Source organism: Cupriavidus metallidurans CH34, from assembly GCF_000196015.1.
Taxonomy (GTDB): domain Bacteria; phylum Pseudomonadota; class Gammaproteobacteria; order Burkholderiales; family Burkholderiaceae; genus Cupriavidus; species Cupriavidus metallidurans.
The window spans coordinates 807,194-829,633 of the sequence record NC_007973.1 but is presented as its reverse complement, the minus strand read 5'-3'; the positions used below and the strand labels follow the sequence as shown (position 1 = coordinate 829,633).

The 22,440-nt window shown below is 63.4% G+C and carries 24 protein-coding genes; 9 read left to right on the top strand and 15 right to left on the bottom strand.

The window, feature by feature from the left end; all coding sequences use genetic code 11:
- Nucleotides 1-157: 157 nt before the first annotated feature.
- The gene (locus RMET_RS03780; protein WP_011515594.1) at nt 158-1,006 is read left to right on the top strand and encodes a sulfurtransferase; all 849 of its coding nucleotides are present in this window, start codon (nt 158-160) and stop codon (nt 1,004-1,006) included.
- 31 nt (nt 1,007-1,037) lie between these two features.
- On the opposite strand, the gene RMET_RS03775 is transcribed toward RMET_RS03780, so the two are convergent.
- From RMET_RS03775 to rpsP, 5 genes are all read right to left on the bottom strand, one after another.
- Nucleotides 1,038-1,718, bottom strand: a complete 681-nt coding sequence (locus RMET_RS03775; protein ID WP_008643707.1) for a CoA pyrophosphatase — start codon at nt 1,716-1,718, stop codon at nt 1,038-1,040.
- 146 nt (nt 1,719-1,864) lie between these two features.
- Nucleotides 1,865-2,257 (bottom strand): 50S ribosomal protein L19, encoded by a 393-nt coding sequence (rplS, locus tag RMET_RS03770; protein ID WP_008643705.1) that lies wholly within the window; start codon nt 2,255-2,257, stop codon nt 1,865-1,867.
- A gap of 74 nt (nt 2,258-2,331) precedes the next feature.
- Complete coding sequence (trmD, locus tag RMET_RS03765; protein ID WP_011515592.1) at nt 2,332-3,114, bottom strand: tRNA (guanosine(37)-N1)-methyltransferase TrmD; 783 nt, start codon at nt 3,112-3,114, stop codon at nt 2,332-2,334.
- A 19-nt stretch (nt 3,115-3,133) separates the two neighbouring features.
- Nucleotides 3,134-3,796, bottom strand: a complete 663-nt coding sequence (gene rimM / locus RMET_RS03760) for a ribosome maturation factor RimM (RefSeq protein WP_011515591.1) — start codon at nt 3,794-3,796, stop codon at nt 3,134-3,136.
- A gap of 58 nt (nt 3,797-3,854) precedes the next feature.
- A complete protein-coding gene (rpsP, locus tag RMET_RS03755) occupies nt 3,855-4,106 on the bottom strand; it encodes a 30S ribosomal protein S16 (RefSeq protein ID WP_029308323.1) in 252 nt (83 codons plus the stop codon).
- A gap of 175 nt (nt 4,107-4,281) precedes the next feature.
- Here rpsP and RMET_RS03750 point away from each other — a divergent pair, with 175 nt between their 5' ends.
- From RMET_RS03750 to RMET_RS03730, 6 genes are all read left to right on the top strand, one after another.
- Entirely contained in the window at nt 4,282-5,415 is a 1,134-nt protein-coding gene (locus RMET_RS03750; RefSeq protein WP_011515589.1) for a PQQ-dependent sugar dehydrogenase, read from the top strand.
- Between the two features lie 184 nt (nt 5,416-5,599).
- A complete protein-coding gene (locus RMET_RS03745; RefSeq protein ID WP_011515588.1) occupies nt 5,600-6,013 on the top strand; it encodes a hypothetical protein in 414 nt (137 codons plus the stop codon).
- 230 nt (nt 6,014-6,243) lie between these two features.
- The gene (locus tag RMET_RS33925; RefSeq protein WP_196776407.1) at nt 6,244-6,393 is read left to right on the top strand and encodes a hypothetical protein; all 150 of its coding nucleotides are present in this window, start codon (nt 6,244-6,246) and stop codon (nt 6,391-6,393) included.
- 84 nt (nt 6,394-6,477) lie between these two features.
- Nucleotides 6,478-6,969 (top strand): NINE protein, encoded by a 492-nt coding sequence (locus RMET_RS03740; RefSeq protein WP_011515585.1) that lies wholly within the window; start codon nt 6,478-6,480, stop codon nt 6,967-6,969.
- A gap of 32 nt (nt 6,970-7,001) precedes the next feature.
- Nucleotides 7,002-7,934 carry a LysR family transcriptional regulator gene (locus RMET_RS03735; RefSeq protein WP_011515584.1) on the top strand — a complete coding sequence of 311 codons (933 nt, stop codon included), beginning with the start codon at nt 7,002-7,004 and terminating at the stop codon, nt 7,932-7,934.
- Between the two features lie 134 nt (nt 7,935-8,068).
- On the top strand, nt 8,069-9,154 hold the full coding sequence (locus tag RMET_RS03730) for a PA0069 family radical SAM protein (protein WP_011515583.1): 1,086 nt from the start codon (nt 8,069-8,071) through the stop codon (nt 9,152-9,154).
- A gap of 19 nt (nt 9,155-9,173) precedes the next feature.
- Here the strand turns inward: RMET_RS03730 and RMET_RS03725 are convergent, their stop codons facing one another.
- Nucleotides 9,174-9,683, bottom strand: coding sequence for a winged helix-turn-helix transcriptional regulator (locus tag RMET_RS03725; protein WP_008643687.1), 510 nt, complete (start codon nt 9,681-9,683; stop codon nt 9,174-9,176).
- Between the two features lie 108 nt (nt 9,684-9,791).
- On the opposite strand from RMET_RS03725, the gene RMET_RS03720 reads away from it, so the two are divergent.
- Nucleotides 9,792-11,096, top strand: coding sequence for a D-amino acid dehydrogenase (locus RMET_RS03720; RefSeq protein ID WP_008643686.1), 1,305 nt, complete (start codon nt 9,792-9,794; stop codon nt 11,094-11,096).
- 78 nt (nt 11,097-11,174) lie between these two features.
- On the opposite strand, the gene RMET_RS03715 is transcribed toward RMET_RS03720, so the two are convergent.
- The 7 genes from RMET_RS03715 to RMET_RS03685 form a co-directional block, all read right to left on the bottom strand.
- On the bottom strand, nt 11,175-12,959 hold the full coding sequence (locus RMET_RS03715) for an acyl-CoA dehydrogenase (protein WP_011515582.1): 1,785 nt from the start codon (nt 12,957-12,959) through the stop codon (nt 11,175-11,177).
- 120 nt (nt 12,960-13,079) lie between these two features.
- Nucleotides 13,080-14,015 (bottom strand): electron transfer flavoprotein subunit alpha/FixB family protein, encoded by a 936-nt coding sequence (locus RMET_RS03710; RefSeq protein WP_008643684.1) that lies wholly within the window; start codon nt 14,013-14,015, stop codon nt 13,080-13,082.
- A gap of 18 nt (nt 14,016-14,033) precedes the next feature.
- Nucleotides 14,034-14,783: an electron transfer flavoprotein subunit beta/FixA family protein gene (locus tag RMET_RS03705; RefSeq protein WP_008643682.1), complete on the bottom strand. Its 750-nt coding sequence runs from the start codon at nt 14,781-14,783 to the stop codon at nt 14,034-14,036.
- A 212-nt stretch (nt 14,784-14,995) separates the two neighbouring features.
- Nucleotides 14,996-15,790 carry a MetQ/NlpA family ABC transporter substrate-binding protein gene (locus RMET_RS03700; protein WP_008643677.1) on the bottom strand — a complete coding sequence of 265 codons (795 nt, stop codon included), beginning with the start codon at nt 15,788-15,790 and terminating at the stop codon, nt 14,996-14,998.
- A gap of 66 nt (nt 15,791-15,856) precedes the next feature.
- The gene (locus tag RMET_RS03695; RefSeq protein ID WP_011515580.1) at nt 15,857-16,510 is read right to left on the bottom strand and encodes a methionine ABC transporter permease; all 654 of its coding nucleotides are present in this window, start codon (nt 16,508-16,510) and stop codon (nt 15,857-15,859) included.
- Complete coding sequence (locus RMET_RS03690; RefSeq protein ID WP_008643673.1) at nt 16,500-17,534, bottom strand: methionine ABC transporter ATP-binding protein; 1,035 nt, start codon at nt 17,532-17,534, stop codon at nt 16,500-16,502. Before RMET_RS03690 ends, RMET_RS03695 begins: the two co-directional genes overlap by 11 nt.
- Before the next feature lie 173 nt (nt 17,535-17,707).
- A complete protein-coding gene (locus RMET_RS03685; RefSeq protein WP_008643671.1) occupies nt 17,708-18,631 on the bottom strand; it encodes a histone deacetylase family protein in 924 nt (307 codons plus the stop codon).
- Nucleotides 18,632-18,795: 164 nt separating this feature from the next.
- Between RMET_RS03685 and mltB the strand changes: the two genes are divergently transcribed.
- Nucleotides 18,796-19,902 carry a lytic murein transglycosylase B gene (gene mltB / locus RMET_RS03680; RefSeq protein ID WP_029308328.1) on the top strand — a complete coding sequence of 369 codons (1,107 nt, stop codon included), beginning with the start codon at nt 18,796-18,798 and terminating at the stop codon, nt 19,900-19,902.
- A 79-nt stretch (nt 19,903-19,981) separates the two neighbouring features.
- Here mltB and cysM read toward each other — a convergent pair whose 3' ends face one another.
- Nucleotides 19,982-20,884, bottom strand: a complete 903-nt coding sequence (gene cysM, locus RMET_RS03675; protein ID WP_029309853.1) for a cysteine synthase CysM — start codon at nt 20,882-20,884, stop codon at nt 19,982-19,984.
- Nucleotides 20,885-20,994: 110 nt separating this feature from the next.
- Complete coding sequence (locus RMET_RS03670; RefSeq protein WP_029308330.1) at nt 20,995-22,320, bottom strand: solute carrier family 23 protein; 1,326 nt, start codon at nt 22,318-22,320, stop codon at nt 20,995-20,997.
- Nucleotides 22,321-22,440 lie beyond the last annotated feature (120 nt).

Sequence of the window (22,440 nt, the reverse complement as noted above, 5' to 3'; positions counted from 1 at the left end):
CCCCCATCGCCGCACTTGGGGGTTTTTGCGCAGGCGCAATGCGAGGCGCCCCCGAAGAGGTGTCGGGATGCGGCCTGAGGGGCTATAATTTCGCCTTTCCAATCAGGCAGTTATCGAGCACCCTCGTTTCGGGTGCCCGGCCCTGGCAGCGTCACCCATGCAGATCGTCAATATTTCCGCTTACAAGTTCGTCACGCTCGAAGACATCGAGACCCTGCGCCCCGTCATGCGTGAGCGCTGTGACGCGGCTGGCCTGAAGGGCACGATCCTGCTCGCGCCAGAAGGCATCAACATGTTCCTGGCCGGCACGCGTGAGCAAATCGACGAGTTCATGGCATGGCTCCACGCCGATGCCCGGTTCGCGGACATCGCGCCGAAGGAAAGCCTGTCAGAAAATCAGCCCTTCAAGCGCATGTTGGTGCGCGCCAAGAAGGAAATCATCACGATGAAGATGCCGCTGATCCGCCCCGAGGCCGGACGCGCGCCTTCGGTGCGCCCCGTGGATCTGAAGCGCTGGCTCGACCAGGGCCATGACGACGACGGACGCCCGGTAGTGATGCTCGATACGCGTAACGCGTTCGAGGTGGCGGTTGGCACCTTCGACAAGGCGGTGGAGTACGGTATCGACAAGTTCAGCGAATTCCCGCCGGCCGTGGCGGAGAACAAGGCCGAGTTCGAAGGCAAGACCATCGTGTCGTTCTGCACCGGCGGCATCCGCTGCGAGAAGGCCGCCATCCACATGCAGGAAGTGGGGATCGACCACGTCTACCAGCTCGAGGGCGGCATTCTGAAGTACTTCGAGGAAGTCGGTGGGAGCCACTACAACGGCGACTGCTTCGTGTTCGACTACCGGACCGCGCTGAATCCGAACCTGGAACCCGCAGGCCCGGTTCAGTGCTTCGCGTGCCGCGCAGTGGTGACGCCCGAGGAGCAGCAGCACCCGAAGTACGTGGTGGGCAAGAGCTGCCCCCACTGCGTCGACACCGCTACTCAGGCCGCAGCCTGACGAAGACCGGCGTCGCGGGCGGCGGCGCGGCTCAGGCCGCGAGCAGGTGGTAGAGATTGCGCAGCATGCCCGCCGTCGCGCCCCAGATAAAGCGCTGACCGCCGCCTTCGCGCGGATAAGGCATGGCGTAGAACATGCGCTCGCCGCCTTCCCAGCGGAATAACCGGCGCTCATGCCGCGCGGGGTCCATCAGGAATGCCAGCGGCACCTCAAAGATATCGGCCACTTCGCGTTCATCGGCACGGAGCGTGAACCCTGAATGCACCAGTCCGACAACGGGGCTGACGTGATAGCCGGTACCGGTGATGTAGTCCGGTAGCGATCCCAGCACTTCGACGTAATTACGGGTCAGCCCGATCTCTTCCTCGGTTTCGCGCAACGCCGTGGCGATGCGATTGGCATCGTAGGTTTCCTGCCCGCCTCCCGGAAAACTGATCTGCCCGGCATGGGCATTCAGATTCGCATTGCGCTGAGTAAGCAGCACCGTCAGACCATCCGAACGCTCAACCAGGGGCACCAGTACCGCCGCCTCACGCAAGCCGCGGGTCCGGTCGTACACACGGGATTCATCGGTCAGTTCGGGTTCCCACGCCGGTGGCGCAAGCAGACGATGCCGGATGAAATCCGGTCTCATGCGCGGCGTGGAGAGGGGGGCGTGGCGGCTATCGGTCTCGATGATCGGTAGCGTTTCAGGATCGAATGTTGGACGCATAGCGCTTTCAAGTATGACAGAAGCGCGTAATGTTGCATGGCAGCAAGAACGCATTGCGTTGCGCCGCCGCCAAACAAAAAGGACACCCGAGGGTGTCCTTCGCAATCCGGCACAGCGCCAGTTACCCGGCGCCTGACAGGGAAAGCTTATTCCGCGGCAACGGCGGCCGGCTTGGCCTTCATCACCAGCTTTTCCTTGATACGTGCCGACTTGCCCGAGCGCTCGCGCAGGTAGTACAGCTTCGCGCGACGTACGTCACCGCGACGCTTCACTTCGATGCCGGCGATCAGCGGCGAGTACAGCTGGAACGTACGTTCCACGCCTTCACCCGACGAGATCTTGCGCACGATGAAGGACGAGTTCAGACCACGGTTACGCTTGGCGATCACCACGCCTTCGTAAGCCTGCACGCGCTTGCGATTACCTTCAACCACGTTCACGTTGACGATAACGGTATCGCCAGGCGCGAATGCGGGGATGGTCTTATTCGCGGTCAGACGCGCGATCTCTTCCTTCTCGATTTGCTCGATGATGTTCATCGTTTTCTCCATAACCATCGTGCCAGCGTTGGATGCCCCAGACACTTGCTGGGCCCCGGCAGAGGATGGGGTTTTCACTTGGCGGGAGCGAACTCCTGCCCTGCTTTCGCCGCCAGTTCCGACAAGAATTTCTCGTCGGCCTTGGACAACAATCCTTGCTCGCGCGCGGCCACGATCAGGTCGGGACGCTTGCGCGCGGTATTGGCCAACGCCTGCCGGCGCCGCCACTTCTCGATCTCGGCATGATGGCCCCCGAGCAATACATCGGGCACCCGCACACCTTCATATTCTTCCGGCCGCGTGTAATGCGGACAATCAAGCAGGCCATTGACGAAACTGTCCTGGACCGCCGACTGCGCATCGCCCAGCACGCCGGGCAGATGCCGCACCACCGCGTCGATCAGCGCCATCGCCGGCAGTTCGCCGCCCGACAGTACAAAATCGCCGAGGCTGATTTCCTCGTCCACGCGACGATCGATCAGACGCTGGTCGATCGCTTCATACCGGCCGCACAACAGCACCAGGCCGGGCCGTTGCGACAACGCCATGACCTTCTCGTGCGTCAGCGTCGCGCCTTGCGGCGACATCAGCACCACATGCGGCCTGCCGACACCAGCATCCGACTGCGCCGCCGCGGCGGCGTCGATCGCATCCTCGAGCGGCTTGGCCAGCATCACCATGCCGGGGCCGCCACCATAGGGCCGATCGTCAATCGTCCGGTAGTTGTCCACGGTGAAATCCCGCGGATTCCAAGTACGCAACGCGTAGCGCTGCTGCTTGGCTGCCCGGCTGGTGATACCCCAATCGGTCAGCGCGCGAAACATCTCGGGAAACAGCGTGATTACATCGAACTGCATCCGCGCCTCCCCTGACACTTCAGTAGTCGAGCCCCCAGTCCACCACGATCCGCCTGGCCGGTGTATCCACCGTCCGCAGGAACGCGTCGACAAACGGGATCAGCCGCTCAGCGGCCTTACCGTCCGGCAGCTCGTAGGCCACCTGAAGGATCTGATGGGCGCCATTGTCGATCAGGCCGGTCACCTCGCCGAGCGCTTCGCCCTGCTCGTTGACCACGGCACAACCGATCAGGTCGACCCAGTAAAACTCACCCTCTTCCGCCGCGGGAAAATCCGCGCGCCGGACCCAGACACGACGCCCCTTGAGCATTTCGGCCACACTGCGGTCCGAAACGCCGGCCGGCTGCGCAACCACGGTACCGCTGTGTTCACGCGACTGGGAGATCTTGATGCTGACAGCCTCGGCCGACTGCGCCGGCGCCGACACCACGCCGGCCGGCGGCGCGCGAAGCAGCCACCAACGGCGGGCGTGGAGCAATGCGGAGGCGTCGTCCGCATGTGGCTGGACTTTGATCCAGCCCCGGATACCATATGCCGCGCCCACGTAGCCAACCTCGACCAGATCGTCGGGCAGGGTGTCCGTGAACAACAGCGCGGCGGGCAGTTTTTTCTGCCGGCCGGAGGCACCGCCTTGCGTAGCGGCCAGATTCAACGGCTTGCGGCCGGAGGCATTGCCAGTCACTTCAGCGGTGCGTCAGTTCTGCATCGGCGCGCCATACAGGCACGCCGCGCAAGACCTATCAGGCTGCAGCCTTGCCGGCTTGCTTGACCAGGCGGGCAACGGTCGGCGACAGTTGAGCGCCAACGCCTTGCCAGTAGGCCAGACGGTCCTGCACAACGCGCAGGCCCTCTTCCTTTTCGGAAGCCAGCGGGTTGTAGAAGCCAATACGCTCGATGAAACGGCCATCGCGACGGTTGCGCGAATCGGTAGCAACGATATTGAAGAACGGGCGCTTCTTGCTGCCGCCGCGAGCCAGACGGATTACGACCATGTTAATTCCTCGAAAAAACGGGAGCGTGCGAACACGAAACGCAAGAGTATAGCCCACTTCCCGAGCCCAAACAAACACTTAGGACTTTCCCGCGCTGTTCGGCCCCATCGGTGCGCTTCTGACGCAACACGCGGCCAGCCGAACCGTGGCGAAAACCGCGAACTGGAGGCATGACATGCGGCCAAATCGGCACACTGCGCAATACCTCGCGAAATCCCTCTGCAGGCTGGCACTGCTGGGTGCCGCCTGGTCTGCAGCGACGGCGCAGGCCGCCCTGCCGATCGACCAGATCCGGCTGCCGCCAGGCTTCAAGATCGAAGTGCTCAGCGACGACGTGCCCGGCGCGCGGGCCATGACGCTGTCGCCGAAGGGCACGCTGTTCGTGGGCAGCCGCGCGGAGGGCAAGGTATATGCGCTGGAGTCGCCGCTCGGCCCGCATCCGAAGATGCGCGTCATCGCATCCGGACTCACGATGCCCGTGGGCGTCGCCTTTCACGATGGCGCATTGTATGCGTCATCGACGTCGCGCATCGTGCGGCTCGACAACATCGAGGGCCGCCTCGGCGATCCGCCGCGCCCGGTCACTATCAGCGACAGATTTCCGACCGAAACCCATCACGGCTGGAAATTCATTGCGTTTGGACCTGACGGCTATCTCTACGTGCCTGTCGGCGCGCCATGCAATATCTGCGCGCCGGACGAGAACCGTTACGCGAACATCATGAAAATGAAGCCTGACGGTTCCGACCTGCGCGTAGTGGCCCGGGGCGTGCGCAACACGGTTGGCTTCGACTGGCACCCCGCCACGCACGAACTGTGGTTCACGGACAATGGGCGCGACTGGCTAGGCGACGACCAGCCCGACGATGAACTGAACCGATTGACGCGTGAAGGCGAGCACTTCGGCTTTCCGTATTGCCACGCCGGCACGATTGCCGACCCGGAGTTCGGGAAACAGCGCCCGTGTTCAGCGTTCACGCCGCCTGTCGCCAAGCTGGGGCCACATGTGGCCGCGCTCGGGATGCGCTTCTACACCGGCACGCAGTTTCCACCGGAATATCGCAAGAACAACATCTTCATCGCCGAGCACGGTAGCTGGAACCGCTCCACTGCCATCGGCTACCGGATTGCACGGATCGTGCTCGATGACGATGGGCGCGTGATTCGTCAGGAGATCTTTGCCGAAGGATGGCTGCGCGACGGCAAGGCGTGGGGTCGCCCGGTCGACGTCCAGGTGGCAAGCGACGGTTCGCTGTTGGTTAGCGACGACAAAGCCAATGCGATTTATCGCATCCGCTACGCGCCCTGAAACCGCTTCGATACCGCGCCAATGCTGGCCTGGCGCGGCATCGCAGCAGACGCTCCAAAGCTGACAAATTTGACGAAACAATCCGTTACACCGGTAACGGGATTGGCATAGGCGGTCACACGGCCCCTGCGTAACATGAACCCAACTCCTGACTTCTCTCAGCAACAGGACCTTGGGATTCCGCATGTTTACCCGCCCCCTCCTGCGCCTTATGGTGGCTGGTAGCGTGGCTGTTGCCGGCCTTGGCGGCAGCATTGCAGTCAGCCACGCGCAAGTCGCCTTCTGGCATCACAGCCGCACCGATCGCACGGTGCAGGCGGTGCATGCTGCCAACGGATGGGAAATCGCCAGCGTGCGGGCGGAAAACCGCGATCATGTGCAGGCACAGATTGATCGCATGGAAGCAAGGGCCCGTAACGACGACCGTCTGAGCGGACGCCCCGCCAGCCCTGGCGGGCGCGACGACGAACAACGCGCACGCCAGCCCGGTGGCGGCGATCGCAACAGCCCCGGCGAAGCCACGCTCCGAAATTCCGAAGCACACCCCGGCAATGTTGGCCCGGGATGGCAGGCGCGCGGGCGCGACGGCGGACGCTAGGCACGCCGAGGGCTTGTCACGTAGCCGGAACTTCCACGCGCTCCCCTTTGTCTCTACATTTGTGCGTGCTGATTAACGCCGCACAGGCTGCCGCCCGGCGCTGTCCGGAGTCGCACAGCGTGCCGTCGTTGCGCAGACGGCAACCGACCTGACCTGCCTCTGCCCGGTACCCACTGATCGACACCAAGGTCGGGCGCAGCCTCCACAAGACATCCTTGTCGAGGTTCATCATGTCCCCGCTTTTTTCGGACCTGGCCCGGCACGCGGGCCATTTGTCATTGTCAGTGCTGTTCATGCTGCTGCTGACGCTCGTGTTGTACAGCGAAACACATATCTCCGTGCTGGTATCCGGCGCCCTGACCTCCGTCTGGCCGTTCTGACCGCCGGGGTATCGGTCCGGGCCCGGCGTACAATGTGCGACCACTGCCCGCCATGACGCCCATACCGTCTTCGTCCCCATACCGATGCCAGCAGCCAGCCAAGCCTCCGCCATTGCCACTGAAGCCCGCAACACACGCGGCAAATCGAAACTGGCCACCGTTGCGCTGGCCTTCCTGCTCGGCAGCCTTGGGGCGCATCGTTTCTATCTGAAAGGACTGGGCGACAAGTTCGGCTGGGTCCACCTGCTTTGCACCGTAGCCGGCGTGCTCGGCATCGCCTCGCTGACCCTCGGCACCGGCAATACCGCACTGAACTGGGTCTTCGCGGTGGCCGGCGGCGCGTCCCTTATCAGCGCCTTCCTGACGGCCATCGTGTTCGGGCTGCGCCCCGACGACAAGTGGGATGCGCAATACAACCCTCATGGCCAGCCCACGCGCTCGGGCTGGCCCGTGGTCATCCTGATCATTTTTTCGCTGATGATCGGCACCGGCCTGCTGATGGCAGGACTTGCCATCAGCTTCCAGACGTTCTTCGAATCGCAAGTCGAGGCAGCCAAGGCGCTCTCGCAGGAATAGCCGAAGGCCTGGCCCCACTTTACGCGCCGACGATGCCTTTCGACCTGACCGATATCGCGGTCTTCGTGCGCGCGGCGGCGCTCGGCAATCTGTCGGCTGCCGCACGCGATCTGGGACTGTCGACATCGACCGCCAGCGCCCGGCTCCAGCGACTGGAGGATCGGCTAGGCACCCGCCTGCTACATCGCACAACGCGCCGCCTTTCGCTCACCGGAGATGGTGAGCGGTTCCTGACCCACGCCGAGCCATTGCTGGCCGCATCGGAAGTGGCCGCGCAATCCGTGGGCCGAGGCGCGGAGGTGCCGCACGGTCCGTTGCGTGTCACGGCGCCTGCCTCGTTCGGACGCCAGCATGTCTCGCCGGCGATCCCCGCCTTCCTGGCCACCTACCCCGGCATCACACTGGATCTGCGCCTGAGCGACCAGATCGTCGGCCTCGTCGATAGTGGCATTGATGTCGCGCTCCGCATGGGCGCGCTCCCCGATTCCTCGCTGGTCGCCAGGCCACTCGCGCCCAGTCATCGTGTGATCTGCGCATCGCCGGAATACCTCGCGCGGCACGGCTCCCCACGGCACCCGGAAGACCTGCGCAATCACAACTGCCTGGTCCTTGGCGATCAATCGACCTGGCGTTTTGATACCCCGGTCGGCGAAAGCGCGGTGAGCGTGCGGGGCACGCTACGCGCCGATAACGGCGAGGTGATTCGCGACGCGATCGTCGCGGGCGTGGGCATCGCGCTGAAGTCGACCTGGGATGTGGCGCCATACCTGCGCCGCGGCGAGTTGGTCACCGTGCTCGATGAATACCCGGTATTGCCGGTCGTCTCGATCTGGGCGGTCTATCCGAGCCGGCATCTGGTTCCCGCCAAGACACACGCCTTTGTCGACTTCTTTGCCAACTGGTTCGGCTCCCCGCCCTACTGGGATCGCGACGACGCGCCTCCCTTGGCCACACGTACCGTCTGACCAGATCTGAAGCCCACCGGAGGTTCAATCCCCAGGGCGCGCATTCCATCAGGGCGCTGATCAGGGCACTGGTATCTCGCCAGCAATACTGTATATTTATACAGTATTGGAGATTGTACGAGTCAAGAGCCCCCATGACGTCACTACCCGATGGCTTCCGCAAGGGAAGAGGCGCGCTGTCGAACACGGAATCGCGTTTCGACAGCCTGTCCCGAGAGGCGGATGCGGCCATGCTTGCCGATCTGGAGGCCTTGCACGGCGAGTCTCCCGCGCCACGGACGACGATCGCGATCGAGCCGGCAAGGACGATCATCTCGCGCAACCAGTCGCCCGATGTTCCGTTCGACCAGTCGATCAACATGTACCGGGGTTGCGAGCACGGATGCTCGTACTGTTTTGCGCGACCGAATCATGCCTACCTGGGCCTGTCGCCTGGTCTCGACTTCGAGACAAAGCTGTTCGCCAAGCCAAATGCCGCTACGCTGCTCGAGCAGGAACTCCGCAAGAAACACTACAAGCCGAGCGTCATCGCGCTCGGCACCAACACCGATCCGTACCAGCCGATCGAGCGGAAATTCCAGCTCACGCGCGGCATTCTGGAGGTGCTGGAACGCTTCCAGCACCCGGTGGCCATCACGACCAAATCGTTTCTGGTGTCGCGAGATATCGACATCCTTGCCCGTATGGCCCGGAATGGGCTGGCGCGCGTATTCATGTCCGTCACGACGCTCGATGCCGATATCGCCAGAAAGATGGAGCCGCGCGCCAGCACACCAGCCAAACGGATCGAAGGCATCCGGTTGCTGGCCGAAGCCGGCGTGCCGGCCGGGGTGCTCTTTGCCCCGGTGATACCGGCGCTGACCGACTACGACCTGGAAAACGTGCTGAAGGCCTGCAGCGAAGTTGGGGCAACGTCGGCCGGCTTCGTCATGCTGCGCCTGCCGCTAGAGGTTCACGGCATCTTCATCGAATGGCTGGAGGAGCATTTCCCCGGCCGCAAGCAGCATGTGCTGAGCATCATCGAGAACATGCGCAACGGGAAGCACAACGACGCGACATTCACGAGCCGGATGCGCGGGACGGGCATTTTTGCCGAGCTGGTCCGCAAGCGTTTCGAGATCGCATGCCGGAGGCTTGGGCTCAATCAAGAGCGCCACCCGCTGCGCACCGATCTGTTCCGCGTGCCGCCCGAGGATTCGCCGCAGGGCAGCCTTTTCTGAGCCAGCAGGCCAGGAGCCGTCAGCCTGGTTGGCTGCGCTCCTTCTCGTCCACCGCGATCGCCAGCGTCTCCTTGATCTCTTCCATTACCACGTAGCTTTTCGACTGCGCCGCGCCCGGCAGTTGCAGCAGGATGTCGCCGAGCAGCCGGCGATACTCGCCGATCTCGCGGATGCGCGCCTTGATCAGGTAATCGAAATCGCCCGATACCAGGTGGCACTCGAGCACCTCGGGGATCCGCAGCACCTCGCGCCGGAACTGCTCGAACATGTTGCCCGACTTATTCCCAAGAGAGATCTCTACGAAGACCAGCAGCGCGCTGCCGAGCAGCGTCGGGTTCAGCCGCGCGTAGTACCCCATGATGACCCCGTCGCGTTCGAGCCGCTTCACGCGCTCGATGCACGGCGTGATGGTCAGCCCGACGGCCTCCGCCAGCTCCTTCATCGAAATCCGGCCATCGGCCTGCAGGACCCCCAGAATCTTCCGGTCCAGCCGATCCAGCGCACGTACCGGCTGACGACTCGTTCTCATGATTTTTTCCTGTTTTGCAGAGAAATTCGGTAACTATGACTGCCTTGAAGTCAATAGTATAGAAGCGAATTCTCCCACACATCCATTCCGCAGTAGAGAGCCCCCAACATGCGCGTTCTAATTCTTGGCAGTGGCGTTATTGGCGTCACCAGTGCGTGGTATCTGGCCCGCGCCGGTCACGAAGTGATCGTGGTAGACCGCGAAGGCGGCCCCGCTCTTGGCACCAGCTTTGCCAACGCCGGCCAGATCTCTCCGGGCTATGCGTCGCCGTGGGCAGCACCCGGCGTTCCGCTCAAGGCGATCAAGTGGATGTTCCAGGAGCACGCGCCGCTCACGATCAAACCCGACGGCACGCTGTTCCAGCTTCAGTGGATGTGGCAGATGCTGCAGAACTGCACAGCCGACCGCTACGCGGTGAACAAGGAGCGCATGGTGCGTCTGGCCGAGTACAGCCGGGACTGTATCCGCGCGCTGCGCGCGGATACCGGCATCAGCTATGAAGGCCGCCAGCAAGGCACGCTCCAGGTGTTCCGCACCGACGCGCAATTGGAAGCCGCGTCGCGCGACATCGCCGTACTCGAGGAAGCCGGCGTGCCATACGAATTGCTTTCGCGCGAAGAACTCGCCGCGAGCGAACCGGCGCTCGCCGCCGTCGGCCACAAGCTGGCCGGTGGCCTGCGCCTGCCGAACGATGAAACCGGGGACTGCCAGCTGTTTACGGAACGGCTGGCAGCCATGGCTGAATCGATCGGCGTGCAGTTCATCTACAACCGCTCGATCGACGGCCTGCTGACGCAGGGCGACGCCGTGACCGGCGCAATCGTCGAAGGGCAACCGATGATGGCCGATGCCGTCGTAGTGGCGCTGGGCAGCTGGTCCACGCCGTTCGTGAAGCACGTGCTGCCGGGCCTGTCGAACCTGCCCGTCTATCCGCTCAAGGGCTTCTCGATCACGGTGCCGCTCACCGATGCATCGAAGAGCCCGGTGTCGACGGTGCTCGACGAGACATACAAGGTGGCGATCACGCGCTTCGACGACCGCATCCGCGTGGGCGGCATGGCGCAGATCGTCGGCTATGACCGCTCGCTCGATCCGAATAAGCGCCGCACGCTGGAACACGTGGTGAACGATCTGTTCCCGGGCGCGGGCGATGTGAGCCGCGCCACGTTCTGGACCGGCCTGCGCCCGATGACACCCGATAGCACTCCGGTGGTCGGCCCCGCTGGCATCCGCGGCCTCTGGCTCAACACGGGTCACGGCACGCTTGGGTGGACGATGGCCTGCGGCTCGGGCCAGTTGCTGTCCGACCTGGTCTCGGGCACGCGCCCGGCAATCCGTGCCGACGACCTCTCGGTGGATCGCTACCGCAAGCAGCCGCGCACGCACCACTTGCCACGGCCGCTACCGGCCTGATCCTTCGGCACCGTGACGAAAAAAAGGGCGACCCCGAGGGGTCGCCCTTTTCATTGCCTTGATGCCCGGTACGCCGGATCAGAACTGATCCGCCGTCAGCGCGTTGGCCGGAGCGCCACCACCCACAATCGCGGCACGGAATGCGGATGCCTGGGACAGGATGTGCTGGCCGAAGAAATGCGCCGTCGCGATCTTTGCGTCGTAGAAGGCTGGATCTTCCGCGCGCTTCGCATCGGCAACCAGCATGGCACGGCCGAACTGCCAGCCCGAGAACACGATGCCGCACAGCTTCAGGTACGGCACGCTACCGGCGAACACGGCATTCGGGTCCGCCTTCGCGCTGCCGATGACGAACTCCACCACGGCCTCCAGCGCTTCACGGCCCTGCTTCAGTTGCGCCTGCACCGCCGTGAACGCGTCACCGCCGTGTTTGCCCAGCGCCGCTTCGGTCTCGGCGATCTGTGCACAGATCGCGCGTGCCATGGCACCGCCATCGCGCACGGTCTTGCGGCCAATCAGATCGTTCGCCTGGATCGCGGTCGTGCCTTCATAGATCGGCAGGATGCGCGCGTCGCGATAATGTTGTGCCGCGCCGGTTTCCTCGATGAATCCCATGCCACCGTGAACTTGCACGCCCAGGCTGGTCACGTCGATCGACAGCTCGGTGCTCCACCCCTTCACCACCGGCACCAGGAACTCGTACAGCGCCATGTTCTGACGACGCACGCCCTCATCCGGATGCTGGTGCGCGATGTCGCTCGCGGCGGCGGCCACATAGGCCACCGAGCGTGCGCCTTCGATCAGCGCGCGCATCGTCATCAGCATCCGCTTGACGTCCGGATGATGGATGATCGTCACGGCCTCGCGGGCCGAGCCATCGACCGGACGGCTTTGCACGCGCTCCTTCGCGAACGCCACGGCCTGCTGGTAAGCACGCTCGGACACGGCGATGCCTTGCATGCCCACCGAGAAGCGTGCCGAGTTCATCATGATGAACATGTACTCAAGCCCGCGGTTCTCCTCGCCAACCAGCGTGCCAATGGCGCCACCGTGATCGCCGAACTGCAGCACGGCGGTGGGGCTGGCCTTGATACCGAGCTTGTGTTCGATCGACACGCAATGCACATCGTTGCGCTCGCCCAGCGAACCGTCCGCATTGAGCAGGAACTTCGGCACGATGAACAGCGAAATGCCCTTGACGCCTTCGGGCGCGTTCGGGGTGCGTGCCAGCACGAGATGGACGATGTTCTCCGCCATGTCGTGCTCGCCATACGTGATGAAGATCTTGGTGCCGAAGACCTTGAACGTGCCATCGCCCTGCGGCTCCGCGCGGGTCCGCACGGCGGCCAGATCCGAACCGGCCTGCGGCTCAGTCAGGTTCATCGTGCCGGTCCACTCTCCCGAGATCAGCTTCGGCAGGAAGGTTTCCTTCTGGGCATCCGATCCGGCGGTCAGCAGCGCCTCGATCGCGCCGTCGGTCAGCAACGGGCAGAGCGCGAACGACAGGTTCGCCGCATTCAGCATCTCGTTGCACGGCGTGGCCACCAGCTTCGGCAGACCCTGGCCGCCGAAATCGGACGGATGCAGCACGCCCTGCCAGCCGCCTTCACCAAACTGGCGAAATGCGTCGCTGAAACCCGGCGTCGTGGTCACCACGCCGTCCTTCCAGCTGCTCGGGTTCAGATCGCCCGCGCGGTTCAGCGGTGCCACGACCTGTTCGTTGAACTTCGCGGCCTCTTCCAGCACGGCCTGTGCCGTATCGGGCGTGGCGTCTTCGTAGCCAGGCAACTGGCTGATGCTTTCCAGGCCCGCCAGCTCGTTCATGACGAACTGCATGTCCTTGAGCGGTGCACGATAGGTCATTAATGTCTCCAGCGTTTGCAAAAAAGCCGCTCGCGGGCGATACCCGGAACGGCTTCATTCTTCTTGTTCGATCGACCGGCTTTCCGCCGGCCGATCAGGCCATAAGCCCAGTGTTACCTATCAGCCCAGTGCGGCCACCAGCTCCGGCACCACGGTGTTCAGGTCGCCCACCAGACCATAGTCGGCCACCGAGAAGATCGGGGCTTCGGCATCCTTGTTGATCGCGACGATCACCTTGGAGTCCTTCATGCCGGCCAGATGCTGGATCGCGCCGGAGATACCGACGGCGATGTACAGCTGCGGGGCAACGATCTTGCCGGTCTGACCAACCTGGTAGTCGTTCGGCACGAAGCCGGCATCGACTGCCGCGCGCGATGCGCCCAGCGCGGCGCCCAGCTTGTCGGCCAGCGGCGTCAGCACCTTGGTGTAGTTCTCACCCGAACCCACGCCACGGCCACCCGAGACGATGATCTTGGCGGCGGTCAGTTCCGGACGATCGCTCTTGGTCACTTCACGCGACACGAATTGCGAGATGCCAGCGTCGGCTACGACCGGGATCGTGTCCACGGAAGCCGAGCCACCTTCGGCTGCGGCGGCGTCGAAGCCGGTACCGCGCACGGTGATGACCTTGATCTTGTCCGACGACTTCACGATGGCGATGGCGTTGCCAGCGTAGATCGGGCGCTCGAACGTGTCGGGCGAGTCGACCTTGGTGATGTCCGACAGTTGTGCCACATCCAGCTTGGCGGCAACGCGCGGCAGGACGTTCTTGCCCGAGGCGGTAGCCGGAGCCAGGATGTGCGAGTAGTCGCTGGCCACGGCCAGAATCTGCTCGGCGAGGTTCTCGGCCAGGCCGTCACCAAAGTACGGTGCGTCGGCCAGCAGGACCTTCGACACGCCGGCGATCTTCGCGGCGGCATCGGCGGCAGCCTTGGCGTTCGAGCCAGCCACCAGCACGTGGACATCGCCGCCGCATTGGGCAGCTGCCGTCACGGTGTTCAGCGTGGCGGCCTTGATCGATTGATTGTCGTGTTCAGCAATGACGAGTGCAGTCATGTTCTATCTCCCCCGCGCTCAGATAACCTTGGCTTCCGTCTTCAGCTTCTGCACCAGCGTGGCCACATCCGGGACCATCACGCCAGCACTGCGCTTCGCGGGCTCGACGACCTTCACGGTCGACAGACGCGGCTTCACGTCGACGCCGAGATCTTCCGGCTTGACGGTTTCCAGCGGCTTCTTCTTGGCCTTCATGATGTTCGGCAGCGTGACGTAGCGCGGCTCGTTCAGGCGCAGGTCGGTGGTCACCACGGCCGGCAGCTTGATCGACACGGTCTCCAGACCGCCGTCCACTTCACGGGTCACCGATGCCTTGCCGTCAGCCAGCACGACCTTCGAGGCGAAGGTAGCTTGCGGCATGCCGGCCAGCGCGGCCACCATCTGGCCGGTCTGGTTCGAGTCATCGTCGATGGCCTGCTTGCCCAGGATCACCAGTTGCGGCTGCTCCTTGTCGATCAGGGCCTTGAGCAGCTTGGCCACGGCCAGCGGCTGCAGGTCTTCGTTCGACTCGACCAGGATGCCACGATCGGCGCCGATGGCCATCGCGGTACGCAGGGTCTCCTGGCATTGCGCCACGCCGCACGACACGGCAATCACCTCGGTGACGACGCCGGCTTCCTTCAGGCGCACGGCCTCTTCCACGGCGATTTCGTCGAACGGGTTCATGCTCATCTTCACGTTGGCCAGGTCGACGCCCGTGCCATCCGACTTCACGCGGACCTTGACGTTGTAGTCCACCACCCGCTTGACTGCGACGAGTACTTTCATGCGCTCACTCCACTGATAGCTGATAGTCCAAAATTTTTTTGAATCGCTCGCCATTATAACCACCGGGGTGGCGGCGCTTTTGATTTTCGAACGATCGTACTATTTTATAGGCAAAGAATTGCCGGGCATAGCCGGCAACTCAGAAAATTTTCACGCCATTGTGCCGCAGGATGCCCTGCGCGCACAGAGTTTGGATGAAAACCTCGAAAAGATCACCAAGCAGTGATCACAGAATCCTTGAACGTGGCCTGGATGTACTGCTTGATTTCCGGCGAGTGGTACGCCTTCACGAGCTTGGCCACCCACGGCTTGTTCTTGTCCGCCTCGCGGATCGCGATCAGGTTGGCGTACGGGCCCTTCGGACCTTCCATCGCAATCGCGTCGCGGGTGGGCGACAGGCCAGCCGATTCCGCGTAGTTGCCATTGATCGCGGCAGCGTCGAGGTCGTCGAGCGAGCGCGGCAGCTGGGCGGCGTCGAGCTCCACAAGCTTGATCTTCTTCGGATTCTCGACCACGTCGAGCGGCGTCGCCTTCAGGCCGGCGTCGGGACGCAGCTTGATCAGGCCCTTGCTTTGCAGCAGCAGCAAGCCACGGCCACCATTCGTCGGATCGTTCGGCACGCCGACGCGGGCACCCTGCTTGAGCTGGTCAAGCGACTTGATCTTCTTCGAGTAGACCCCCATCGGGAACGTCACCGTGAAGGCCACGTTCGTGAACTTGTAGCCACGGTCCTTGATCTGTGCCTCGAGGTACGGCAGGTGCTGGTAGCTGTTGGCATCCAGATCGCCGGCAGCCAGCGCGGCGTTCGGCTGGATGTAGTCACTGAACTCCACCACCTGGATGGTCAGGCCATCCTTGGCTGCCACCTTCTTCACCTGCTCCATGATCTGGGCGTGCGGGCCACCCGTCACGCCGACCTTGATCGGCTTTTCCTGCGCGAATGCGCCAGCCGACACCACCACACCCAGCGCGACGATGGCGCCCTTCAGCACGTTACGACGTTGCATGTTTTACCCCAAGGTTTCCCTGTGAATTGCTTTGCGTTGCTTTGATTGATTTGAGCGGCCGTTGTATCAGCGATGGCTGATGCGGCGGACCAGCCAGTCGCCGAAACTCTGCACGGCTTGCACGAACACGATCAGGATCACCACCACGGCAACCATGACTTCCGTGATGTAGCGCTGGTAGCCGTAGCGGATGCCGAGGTCACCCAGACCACCACCGCCGATCGCGCCGGCCATGGCGGAATAGCCAACCAGGCTGACAAACGTGATGGTCAGACCGGCCACGATACCGGGCATGGCTTCTGGCAGCAGCACCTTCCAGACGATCTGGCCCGTGGTGGCACCCATCGACTGCGCGGCCTCCACCAGCCCCTTGTCGACCTCGCGCAGCGAGGCTTCCACCAGACGGGCGATAAACGGGATGGCCGCGATCGTCAGCGGCACGACCGCAGCCGTGGTGCCGATCGAGGAACCGACGATGAAACGCGTGAACGGGATCACCACCACGAGCAGGATGATGAACGGGATCGAACGCACGGCGTTGACGACCACGCCGATCGTGCGGTTGAACAGCGGGTGCGACAGCACACCACCACGATTCGTCAGATGCAGCAGCACGCCCAGCGGCACGCCCAGCAGCGCGCCAACCACGCCGGAAATCGCCACCATCAGCAGGGTCTCGCCGAACGACGACAGGAACAGGTCAAACATCTCAGACCACATGTTCGATCTCCTCCACCACTACGCCTTGCGACTGCAGATAGTCCATGGCCGCGCGCACGTCGGCCAGTTCGCCCGTGGCCATGATTGCCAGCGAGCCAAATGCCTGGCCCTGGATCTCATCGATATGGCCATGCAGGATGTTGAAATCGAGCCCGTGCTGGCGGATTGCCTGGGCCAGCACCGGCTGATCGACGTTCTCGCCCGTGAAAGCAAGGCGATAGACGTGATCGCGCCCATTGCCAAGACGGCTTTCCACGCGCTTGAGCACGCTCACCGGCAGTTCCTGGGCAATGACGTCGCCGATCATGGCGCGCGTGACTTCGTGCTGCGGACGCAGGAACACGTCGATCACGCGGCCCGATTCCACCACCTGACCGGCCTCGAGCACGGCCACGCGGTCGCAAACCTGTTTGATCACTTCCATCTGGTGCGTGATCATCACGATGGTCAGGCCGAGCTCGCGATTGATCTGCTTGAGCAGGTCGAGAATCGCGCGCGTCGTTTCAGGATCCAGCGCCGAGGTTGCCTCGTCCGACAGCAGCACCTTCGGCTTGCTGGCCAGGGCCCGCGCAATGCCGACGCGCTGCTTCTGCCCGCCACTGATCTGGGCGGGATAGCGGTCACGCAGCTTCGACAGTCCGACCAGTTCGAGCAGCGGTTCCACGGTCGATGCGATCTCCTGCTTCGACTTGCCGGCCAGCTCGAGCGGCAGCGCCACGTTGTCATAGACCGTGCGCGACGACAGCAGGTTGAAGTGCTGGAAGATCATCCCGATCTCGCGGCGGGCCTCGCGCAGCGCGCCCTTGTCGAGCGCGGTCAGATCCTGGCCGGCGACGATCACGCGGCCGCTGGTGGGCCGGTTCAGCAGGTTGATGGCGCGCACCAGCGTGCTCTTGCCGGCGCCGCTTCGGCCGATGATGCCGAAGATCTCACCGGAGGCGATGGAGAGGCTGACGTCTCGCAGCGCATGGACTTCCCCCGACCCGCCGGGGAACCGCTGCGAGAGTCCTTGCAGTTCAATCATGGAAAGTAAAAAGAAAACGGCAACATCGCGGGGTCTCCTGCGTTGTTGCCGCACTTTATTTTTGTGAAGCGAGCATTTTATGCGATCCGCTTCATACCTCAAACGAGATTTTTTCGATGGCTTTATGCGCTGGCGTCATATAGACGCCCTTATAAGCGGCGTTTTTGTCACTTTCAGGTCTCGACCAGCACCTTCAGGTGGGCAAATACGCTTCGCGCCAGGGCACTAAGGTTGTACCCCCCCTCCAGACAACTCACGATGCGGCCCTTCGCATGAGCCCGCGCCACATCGACGAGCTGCTGCGTGATCCACGCATAGTCCTGCTCGACCAGTCCCATCTGTCCGAGGTCATCCTCGCGATGCGCATCGAAGCCGGCGGAGATAAACAGCATCTCGGGCTTGAATTCGTTGAGCCGCGGCAGCCAGATCGTTTCCACGACCTCGCGCACAGCCAGGCCGTTGGAGTACGCGGGCAGCGGGATGTTCGACATGTTCGGCGCAAAGTGCTCCGTGCCGCTGTACGGGTAGAACGGGTGCTGGAAAAAGCTGCACATCAGCACCTGCGGGTCGTCGCGGAAGGCCGCCTCGGTGCCGTTGCCGTGGTGCACATCGAAATCGACGATCGCCACGCGCGACAGGCCGTGCGCCGTGAGCGCATGTCGTGCCGCAATCGCCACGTTATCGAAGAAACAGAATCCCATCGCGCGATCGGGCTCGGCATGATGGCCCGGCGGACGCGCGCAGCAGAACGCGTTCTCCAGTTCGCCGGCAATGACGGCGTCCGTGGCAGCCACCGCCGCACCAGCCGCATGCCTGGCAGCGGTGAGCGTGTGCGGGTTCATCAGGGTATCGGGATCGATCGGGTGGTAGCCGGTGGCGGGACTCATCGCGACAAGGCTGGCCACATATTCGGGCCGATGCACGCGCTCGATCTGCGCGTCGGTGGCAGCCGGCGCCTCCCGCCGGTCCAGCAGGCCATCCATCCCGTGCGAAATCAGATGGTCCTCGATAGCCTGCAGGCGTTCCGGGCATTCAGGATGGAAATGCCCCATCTCATGCATCAGGAACGACGGATGCGTGTAGTAGCCCGTTGACATTATTCGTTATGGGTCAAGTTCGTCTCCAGACGCTACGTTAGCACATGACGTGCCCCGCGCTTCTACGCCTGTTGGCTGTCGTGTACGGCGCACCGAAGTACGCCCTCGACGAGGCGTCGCGTACATCGCATCCGCTATACTCGGTGCGACTTGCAAAGGACAACATGACCGACCACCAGCGCACCCTGCGCCGCCCGCTGCTGGGCGCCGCACTCACCGCTGCCGCATTGGGCCTGTGCGGCATTTCTCCTCGGCTTCTCGCCGCCGGCAAGCGCCGCGTGAGCGTCCGGGAAGAAGAGATCGAACCGGGCCGCTATCAGAATCATCCGCAAACCCGCGCATTCATCGACGAGATGGTGGCCAACAACGGCTTCCAGCGGGCCGAACTCGAGGGATGGTTCAGCCAGGCGGTCTATTCCACGACGGTCGCACGACTGATCATGCCGCCGACCACCCCGGGCAAGAAAAGCTGGCGGGCGTATCGGTCACGCTTCATCGAACCGATCCGCATCAACGCCGGCGTGCGCTTCTGGCAGCAGAACCGCGAGACGCTGCGTCGCGCCGAGGCCGAGTTCGGCGTGCCGGCATCGGTCATCGTCGGCATCATCGGGGTGGAGACGATCTACGGGCGCGACATGGGCAACTTCCGCGTCCTGGACTCGCTCTCGACGCTGGCGTTCGACTACCCCGACACCCCGAACCGTGAGGCGCGCACCAAGCTCTTCCGGAATCAGCTCGCCGACTACCTGCTCTGGTGCCGCGACACCAAGACCGACGTATTTTCGGTGCTGGGCTCCTATGCCGGCGCAATCGGCATTCCGCAGTTCATGCCCACGAGCCTGCGCGAGTACGCGGTCGACTACGACGGCGACGGGCATATCGACCTGCGCAACAGCCCGACCGATGCCATTGGCAGCGTCGGCCGATTCCTGCAACTGCATGGCTGGGAACAGGGACGTCCGGTGGTCTGGCAGATCGCCAACGACGATGGCAGCCGAGGCGTTGCCGCGGCTGCGGCCGACGGCGAACCGTGGCCGACACGCACACTCAACCAGCTCACGCGCGCCGGACTTCGCGTAGACGAACCGATCGACGTCACCCGCGAAGGCGAAACAGGCGTGTTGATTGCCGATCTCCCGACGCCCGACCAGCCGACCGAGTACGTGATCGGCCTGCGCAATTTCTACGTGCTGACGCGGTACAACCGAAGCTTCTTCTATGCGCTGACGGTGTATCAGCTTGGGGAAGCCGTGAAGGCCGCCATGGCCTGAACGCCAAGCGGCAAGAGCAAAGAAAAAGGCCCCGCGGCGCAAGCCTGCGGGGCCTTTCTTTCAGGGCAAGTCCGGGCGATCAGGCCGGGAACACGCCCGTCGACAGATAGCGGTCGCCGCGATCGCACACGACGAACACGATCGTCGCATTCTCGACTTCTTCGGCAATCCTCAGCGCCACGCACAGGGCGCCTGCGGCAGAGATACCTGCAAAGATACCTTCCTCACGCGCCATGCGGCGAGCCATATGCTCCGCATCGGCCTGCGTTACGGGCTCCTGGCGATCAATGAACTTCGGATCGTAGATCTTCGGCAGATACGCTTCCGGCCATTTGCGGATACCCGGGATACGCGAACCTTCCGCCGGCTGCGCGCCAATGATCTGGATCAGCGGATTCTTTTCCTTCAGATAGCGTGACACGCCGGTGATCGTGCCCGTGGTGCCCATCGCCGAAACGAAGTGGGTCACGCGACCGTCGGTGTCCTTCCAGATCTCCGGGCCAGTCGTCTCGTAGTGCGCCAGCGGATTGTCCGGATTGGCGAACTGGTCGAGGATCACGCCCTTGCCGTCACGCTCCATGGCATCGGCCAGATCGCGGGCGTATTCCATTCCACCCTTGACCGGCGTCAGGATGATCTCGGCGCCATACGCCGCCATGCTCTGGCGACGCTCGAGACTCAGATCCTCGGGCATGATCAGGACCATGCGATAGCCGCGGATAGCCGCGGCCATGGCCAGCGCGATGCCGGTATTGCCGGAAGTTGCTTCGATCAGCGTATCGCCGGGCTTGATGCGGCCACGGGCCTCGGCATGGCGGATCATCGACACCGCCGGACGGTCCTTGACCGAACCTGCCGGGTTATTGCCTTCAAGCTTGCCGAGAATCACATTGCCGCGTGCCTCGATCGCGGTGCCGGGAATGCGTTGGAGTCTGACCAACGGCGTGTTGCCAATGGTGTCTTCAATCGTTTTATATGCCATGGGTGCGGAGTCGGTCGGTTTTTCGCAGGCCATTGTAATGCACCCAACTTATCCGCACCGGCGGCCGGGCCATTTCCAGGCGGCCAGCCGGCGGGATTCCCTTTGGTGGATCAATGCGTCAGGCCCTGCTCCTGCGTCCGGCCCTTGCCGAGCAGGTGGTACAGCAGGATGGCGCCAAACGTGGCGGTACCGATGCCGCCAAGCGTCAGGCCGCCCAGCTTCAGGGTCAAATCGCCAGCAGCCACCGTCAGAGTGGCGCCCACGGTAATCAGATTGCGCGAGCTGGAGAAATCGACGTGGTTCTGCACCCAGATGCGGCCGGCCGTCGCCGAAATCAGGCCGAACACGACGATGGTCAGGCCCCCGATCACCGGCCCCGGGATCGTCAGGATCAGTGCACCGAATTTCGGTGAGAAGCCGAGCAGGATAGCCACGGCGGCCGCCACCACGAAGATCAGCGTCGAATAGATCTTGGTCACCGCCATCACGCCCATATTCTCGGCGTAGGTGGTCACGCCGGTGCCACCACCCGCCGCCGACAACATCGTTGCCACGCCGTCACCGATGAAGGCGCGGCCGATGTACGGATCGAGGTTGCGGCCGGTCATAACGCCGATCGCCTTGATATGCCCGAGATTCTCCGCCACGAGCACGATGGCCACAGGCGCGATCAGCAGCATGGCATTGGCCTGGAATACCGGCGCCGTGAACTCCGGCATGCCGAACCAGTTCGCCGCCGCCACTCCCGAAAAGTCGATGGCCTTGCCCAGCCCCATCAGGTTGGTGGCAATGTAGTAGGCGAGATAGCCGGCCAGTCCGCCCAGCAGCACCGGCAAGCGGCCAAGCATACCTGGCGCGCGCACGGCGATCAGGCCGACAGCCAGCACCGTCAGCAAACCCACCCAGGTATCGAGCGGCGCGGCGCTGACCGCCTTGACCGCCACCGGCGCCAGGTTCAGGCCGATTGCCGCGACGATCGCGCCAGTCACGACCGGCGGCATCAGCTTTTCCACCCAACCGTAGCCAACTGCCTGCACGATGAGGCCGATGACCGTATATAACGCGCCCGCCGCGATGATGCCGCCCAGCGCCAGGGGAATATTGGGATTGGGACCACTGCCCGCATAGCCAGTGGCCGCGATGACAACGGCGATGAAGGCAAAGCTCGAGCCGAGATAGCTCGGCACGCGACCGCGAACGAAAAGGAAGAACAGCAGGGTGCCGATGCCCGAGAACAGGATGGCGATATTAGGATGGAAACCCATCAGGATCGGCGCGATTGCGGTCGACCCGAACATCGCCACCACGTGCTGGATACCCGCCAGCAGCGTCTGTCCAGCGGGCAGGCGCTCGTCGGGGCCGATCACGCCCTCGGTCTTGAGCCGCCACTTCGGAAAAAAACCTTCCCCCCCCGCATTGCCCTGGCCATTCGCCATGTTGTTCTCTCCCTTTTCAGCGGCGGCCCGGTTCACACCAGGCACGCCAGTTGGTTGGTCTTGTTCGATGGTTTTGTCGGATTGCACGGCCCGGCGACCGCTGTCGGCAGTGGCGTTGCG

Bases quoted from the DNA above. Each gene is read 5' to 3' on its own strand.
- RMET_RS03780 (WP_011515594.1), top strand. From the start codon at position 158: ATGCAGATCGTCAATATTTCCGCTTACAAGTTCGTCACGCTCGAAGAC.
- RMET_RS03775 (WP_008643707.1), bottom strand. From the start codon at position 1,718: ATGCGTCCAACATTCGATCCTGAAACGCTACCGATCATCGAGACCGAT.
- rplS (WP_008643705.1), bottom strand. From the start codon at position 2,257: ATGAACATCATCGAGCAAATCGAGAAGGAAGAGATCGCGCGTCTGACC.
- trmD (WP_011515592.1), bottom strand. From the start codon at position 3,114: ATGCAGTTCGATGTAATCACGCTGTTTCCCGAGATGTTTCGCGCGCTG.
- rpsP (WP_029308323.1), bottom strand. From the start codon at position 4,106: ATGGTCGTAATCCGTCTGGCTCGCGGCGGCAGCAAGAAGCGCCCGTTC.
- RMET_RS03750 (WP_011515589.1), top strand. From the start codon at position 4,282: ATGCGGCCAAATCGGCACACTGCGCAATACCTCGCGAAATCCCTCTGC.
- RMET_RS03745 (WP_011515588.1), top strand. From the start codon at position 5,600: ATGTTTACCCGCCCCCTCCTGCGCCTTATGGTGGCTGGTAGCGTGGCT.
- RMET_RS33925 (WP_196776407.1), top strand. From the start codon at position 6,244: ATGTCCCCGCTTTTTTCGGACCTGGCCCGGCACGCGGGCCATTTGTCA.
- RMET_RS03740 (WP_011515585.1), top strand. From the start codon at position 6,478: ATGCCAGCAGCCAGCCAAGCCTCCGCCATTGCCACTGAAGCCCGCAAC.
- RMET_RS03735 (WP_011515584.1), top strand. From the start codon at position 7,002: ATGCCTTTCGACCTGACCGATATCGCGGTCTTCGTGCGCGCGGCGGCG.
- RMET_RS03730 (WP_011515583.1), top strand. From the start codon at position 8,069: ATGACGTCACTACCCGATGGCTTCCGCAAGGGAAGAGGCGCGCTGTCG.
- RMET_RS03725 (WP_008643687.1), bottom strand. From the start codon at position 9,683: ATGAGAACGAGTCGTCAGCCGGTACGTGCGCTGGATCGGCTGGACCGG.
- RMET_RS03720 (WP_008643686.1), top strand. From the start codon at position 9,792: ATGCGCGTTCTAATTCTTGGCAGTGGCGTTATTGGCGTCACCAGTGCG.
- RMET_RS03715 (WP_011515582.1), bottom strand. From the start codon at position 12,959: ATGACCTATCGTGCACCGCTCAAGGACATGCAGTTCGTCATGAACGAG.
- RMET_RS03710 (WP_008643684.1), bottom strand. From the start codon at position 14,015: ATGACTGCACTCGTCATTGCTGAACACGACAATCAATCGATCAAGGCC.
- RMET_RS03705 (WP_008643682.1), bottom strand. From the start codon at position 14,783: ATGAAAGTACTCGTCGCAGTCAAGCGGGTGGTGGACTACAACGTCAAG.
- RMET_RS03700 (WP_008643677.1), bottom strand. From the start codon at position 15,790: ATGCAACGTCGTAACGTGCTGAAGGGCGCCATCGTCGCGCTGGGTGTG.
- RMET_RS03695 (WP_011515580.1), bottom strand. From the start codon at position 16,510: ATGTGGTCTGAGATGTTTGACCTGTTCCTGTCGTCGTTCGGCGAGACC.
- RMET_RS03690 (WP_008643673.1), bottom strand. From the start codon at position 17,534: ATGATTGAACTGCAAGGACTCTCGCAGCGGTTCCCCGGCGGGTCGGGG.
- RMET_RS03685 (WP_008643671.1), bottom strand. From the start codon at position 18,631: ATGTCAACGGGCTACTACACGCATCCGTCGTTCCTGATGCATGAGATG.
- mltB (WP_029308328.1), top strand. From the start codon at position 18,796: ATGACCGACCACCAGCGCACCCTGCGCCGCCCGCTGCTGGGCGCCGCA.
- cysM (WP_029309853.1), bottom strand. From the start codon at position 20,884: ATGGCATATAAAACGATTGAAGACACCATTGGCAACACGCCGTTGGTC.
- RMET_RS03670 (WP_029308330.1), bottom strand. From the start codon at position 22,320: ATGGCGAATGGCCAGGGCAATGCGGGGGGGGAAGGTTTTTTTCCGAAG.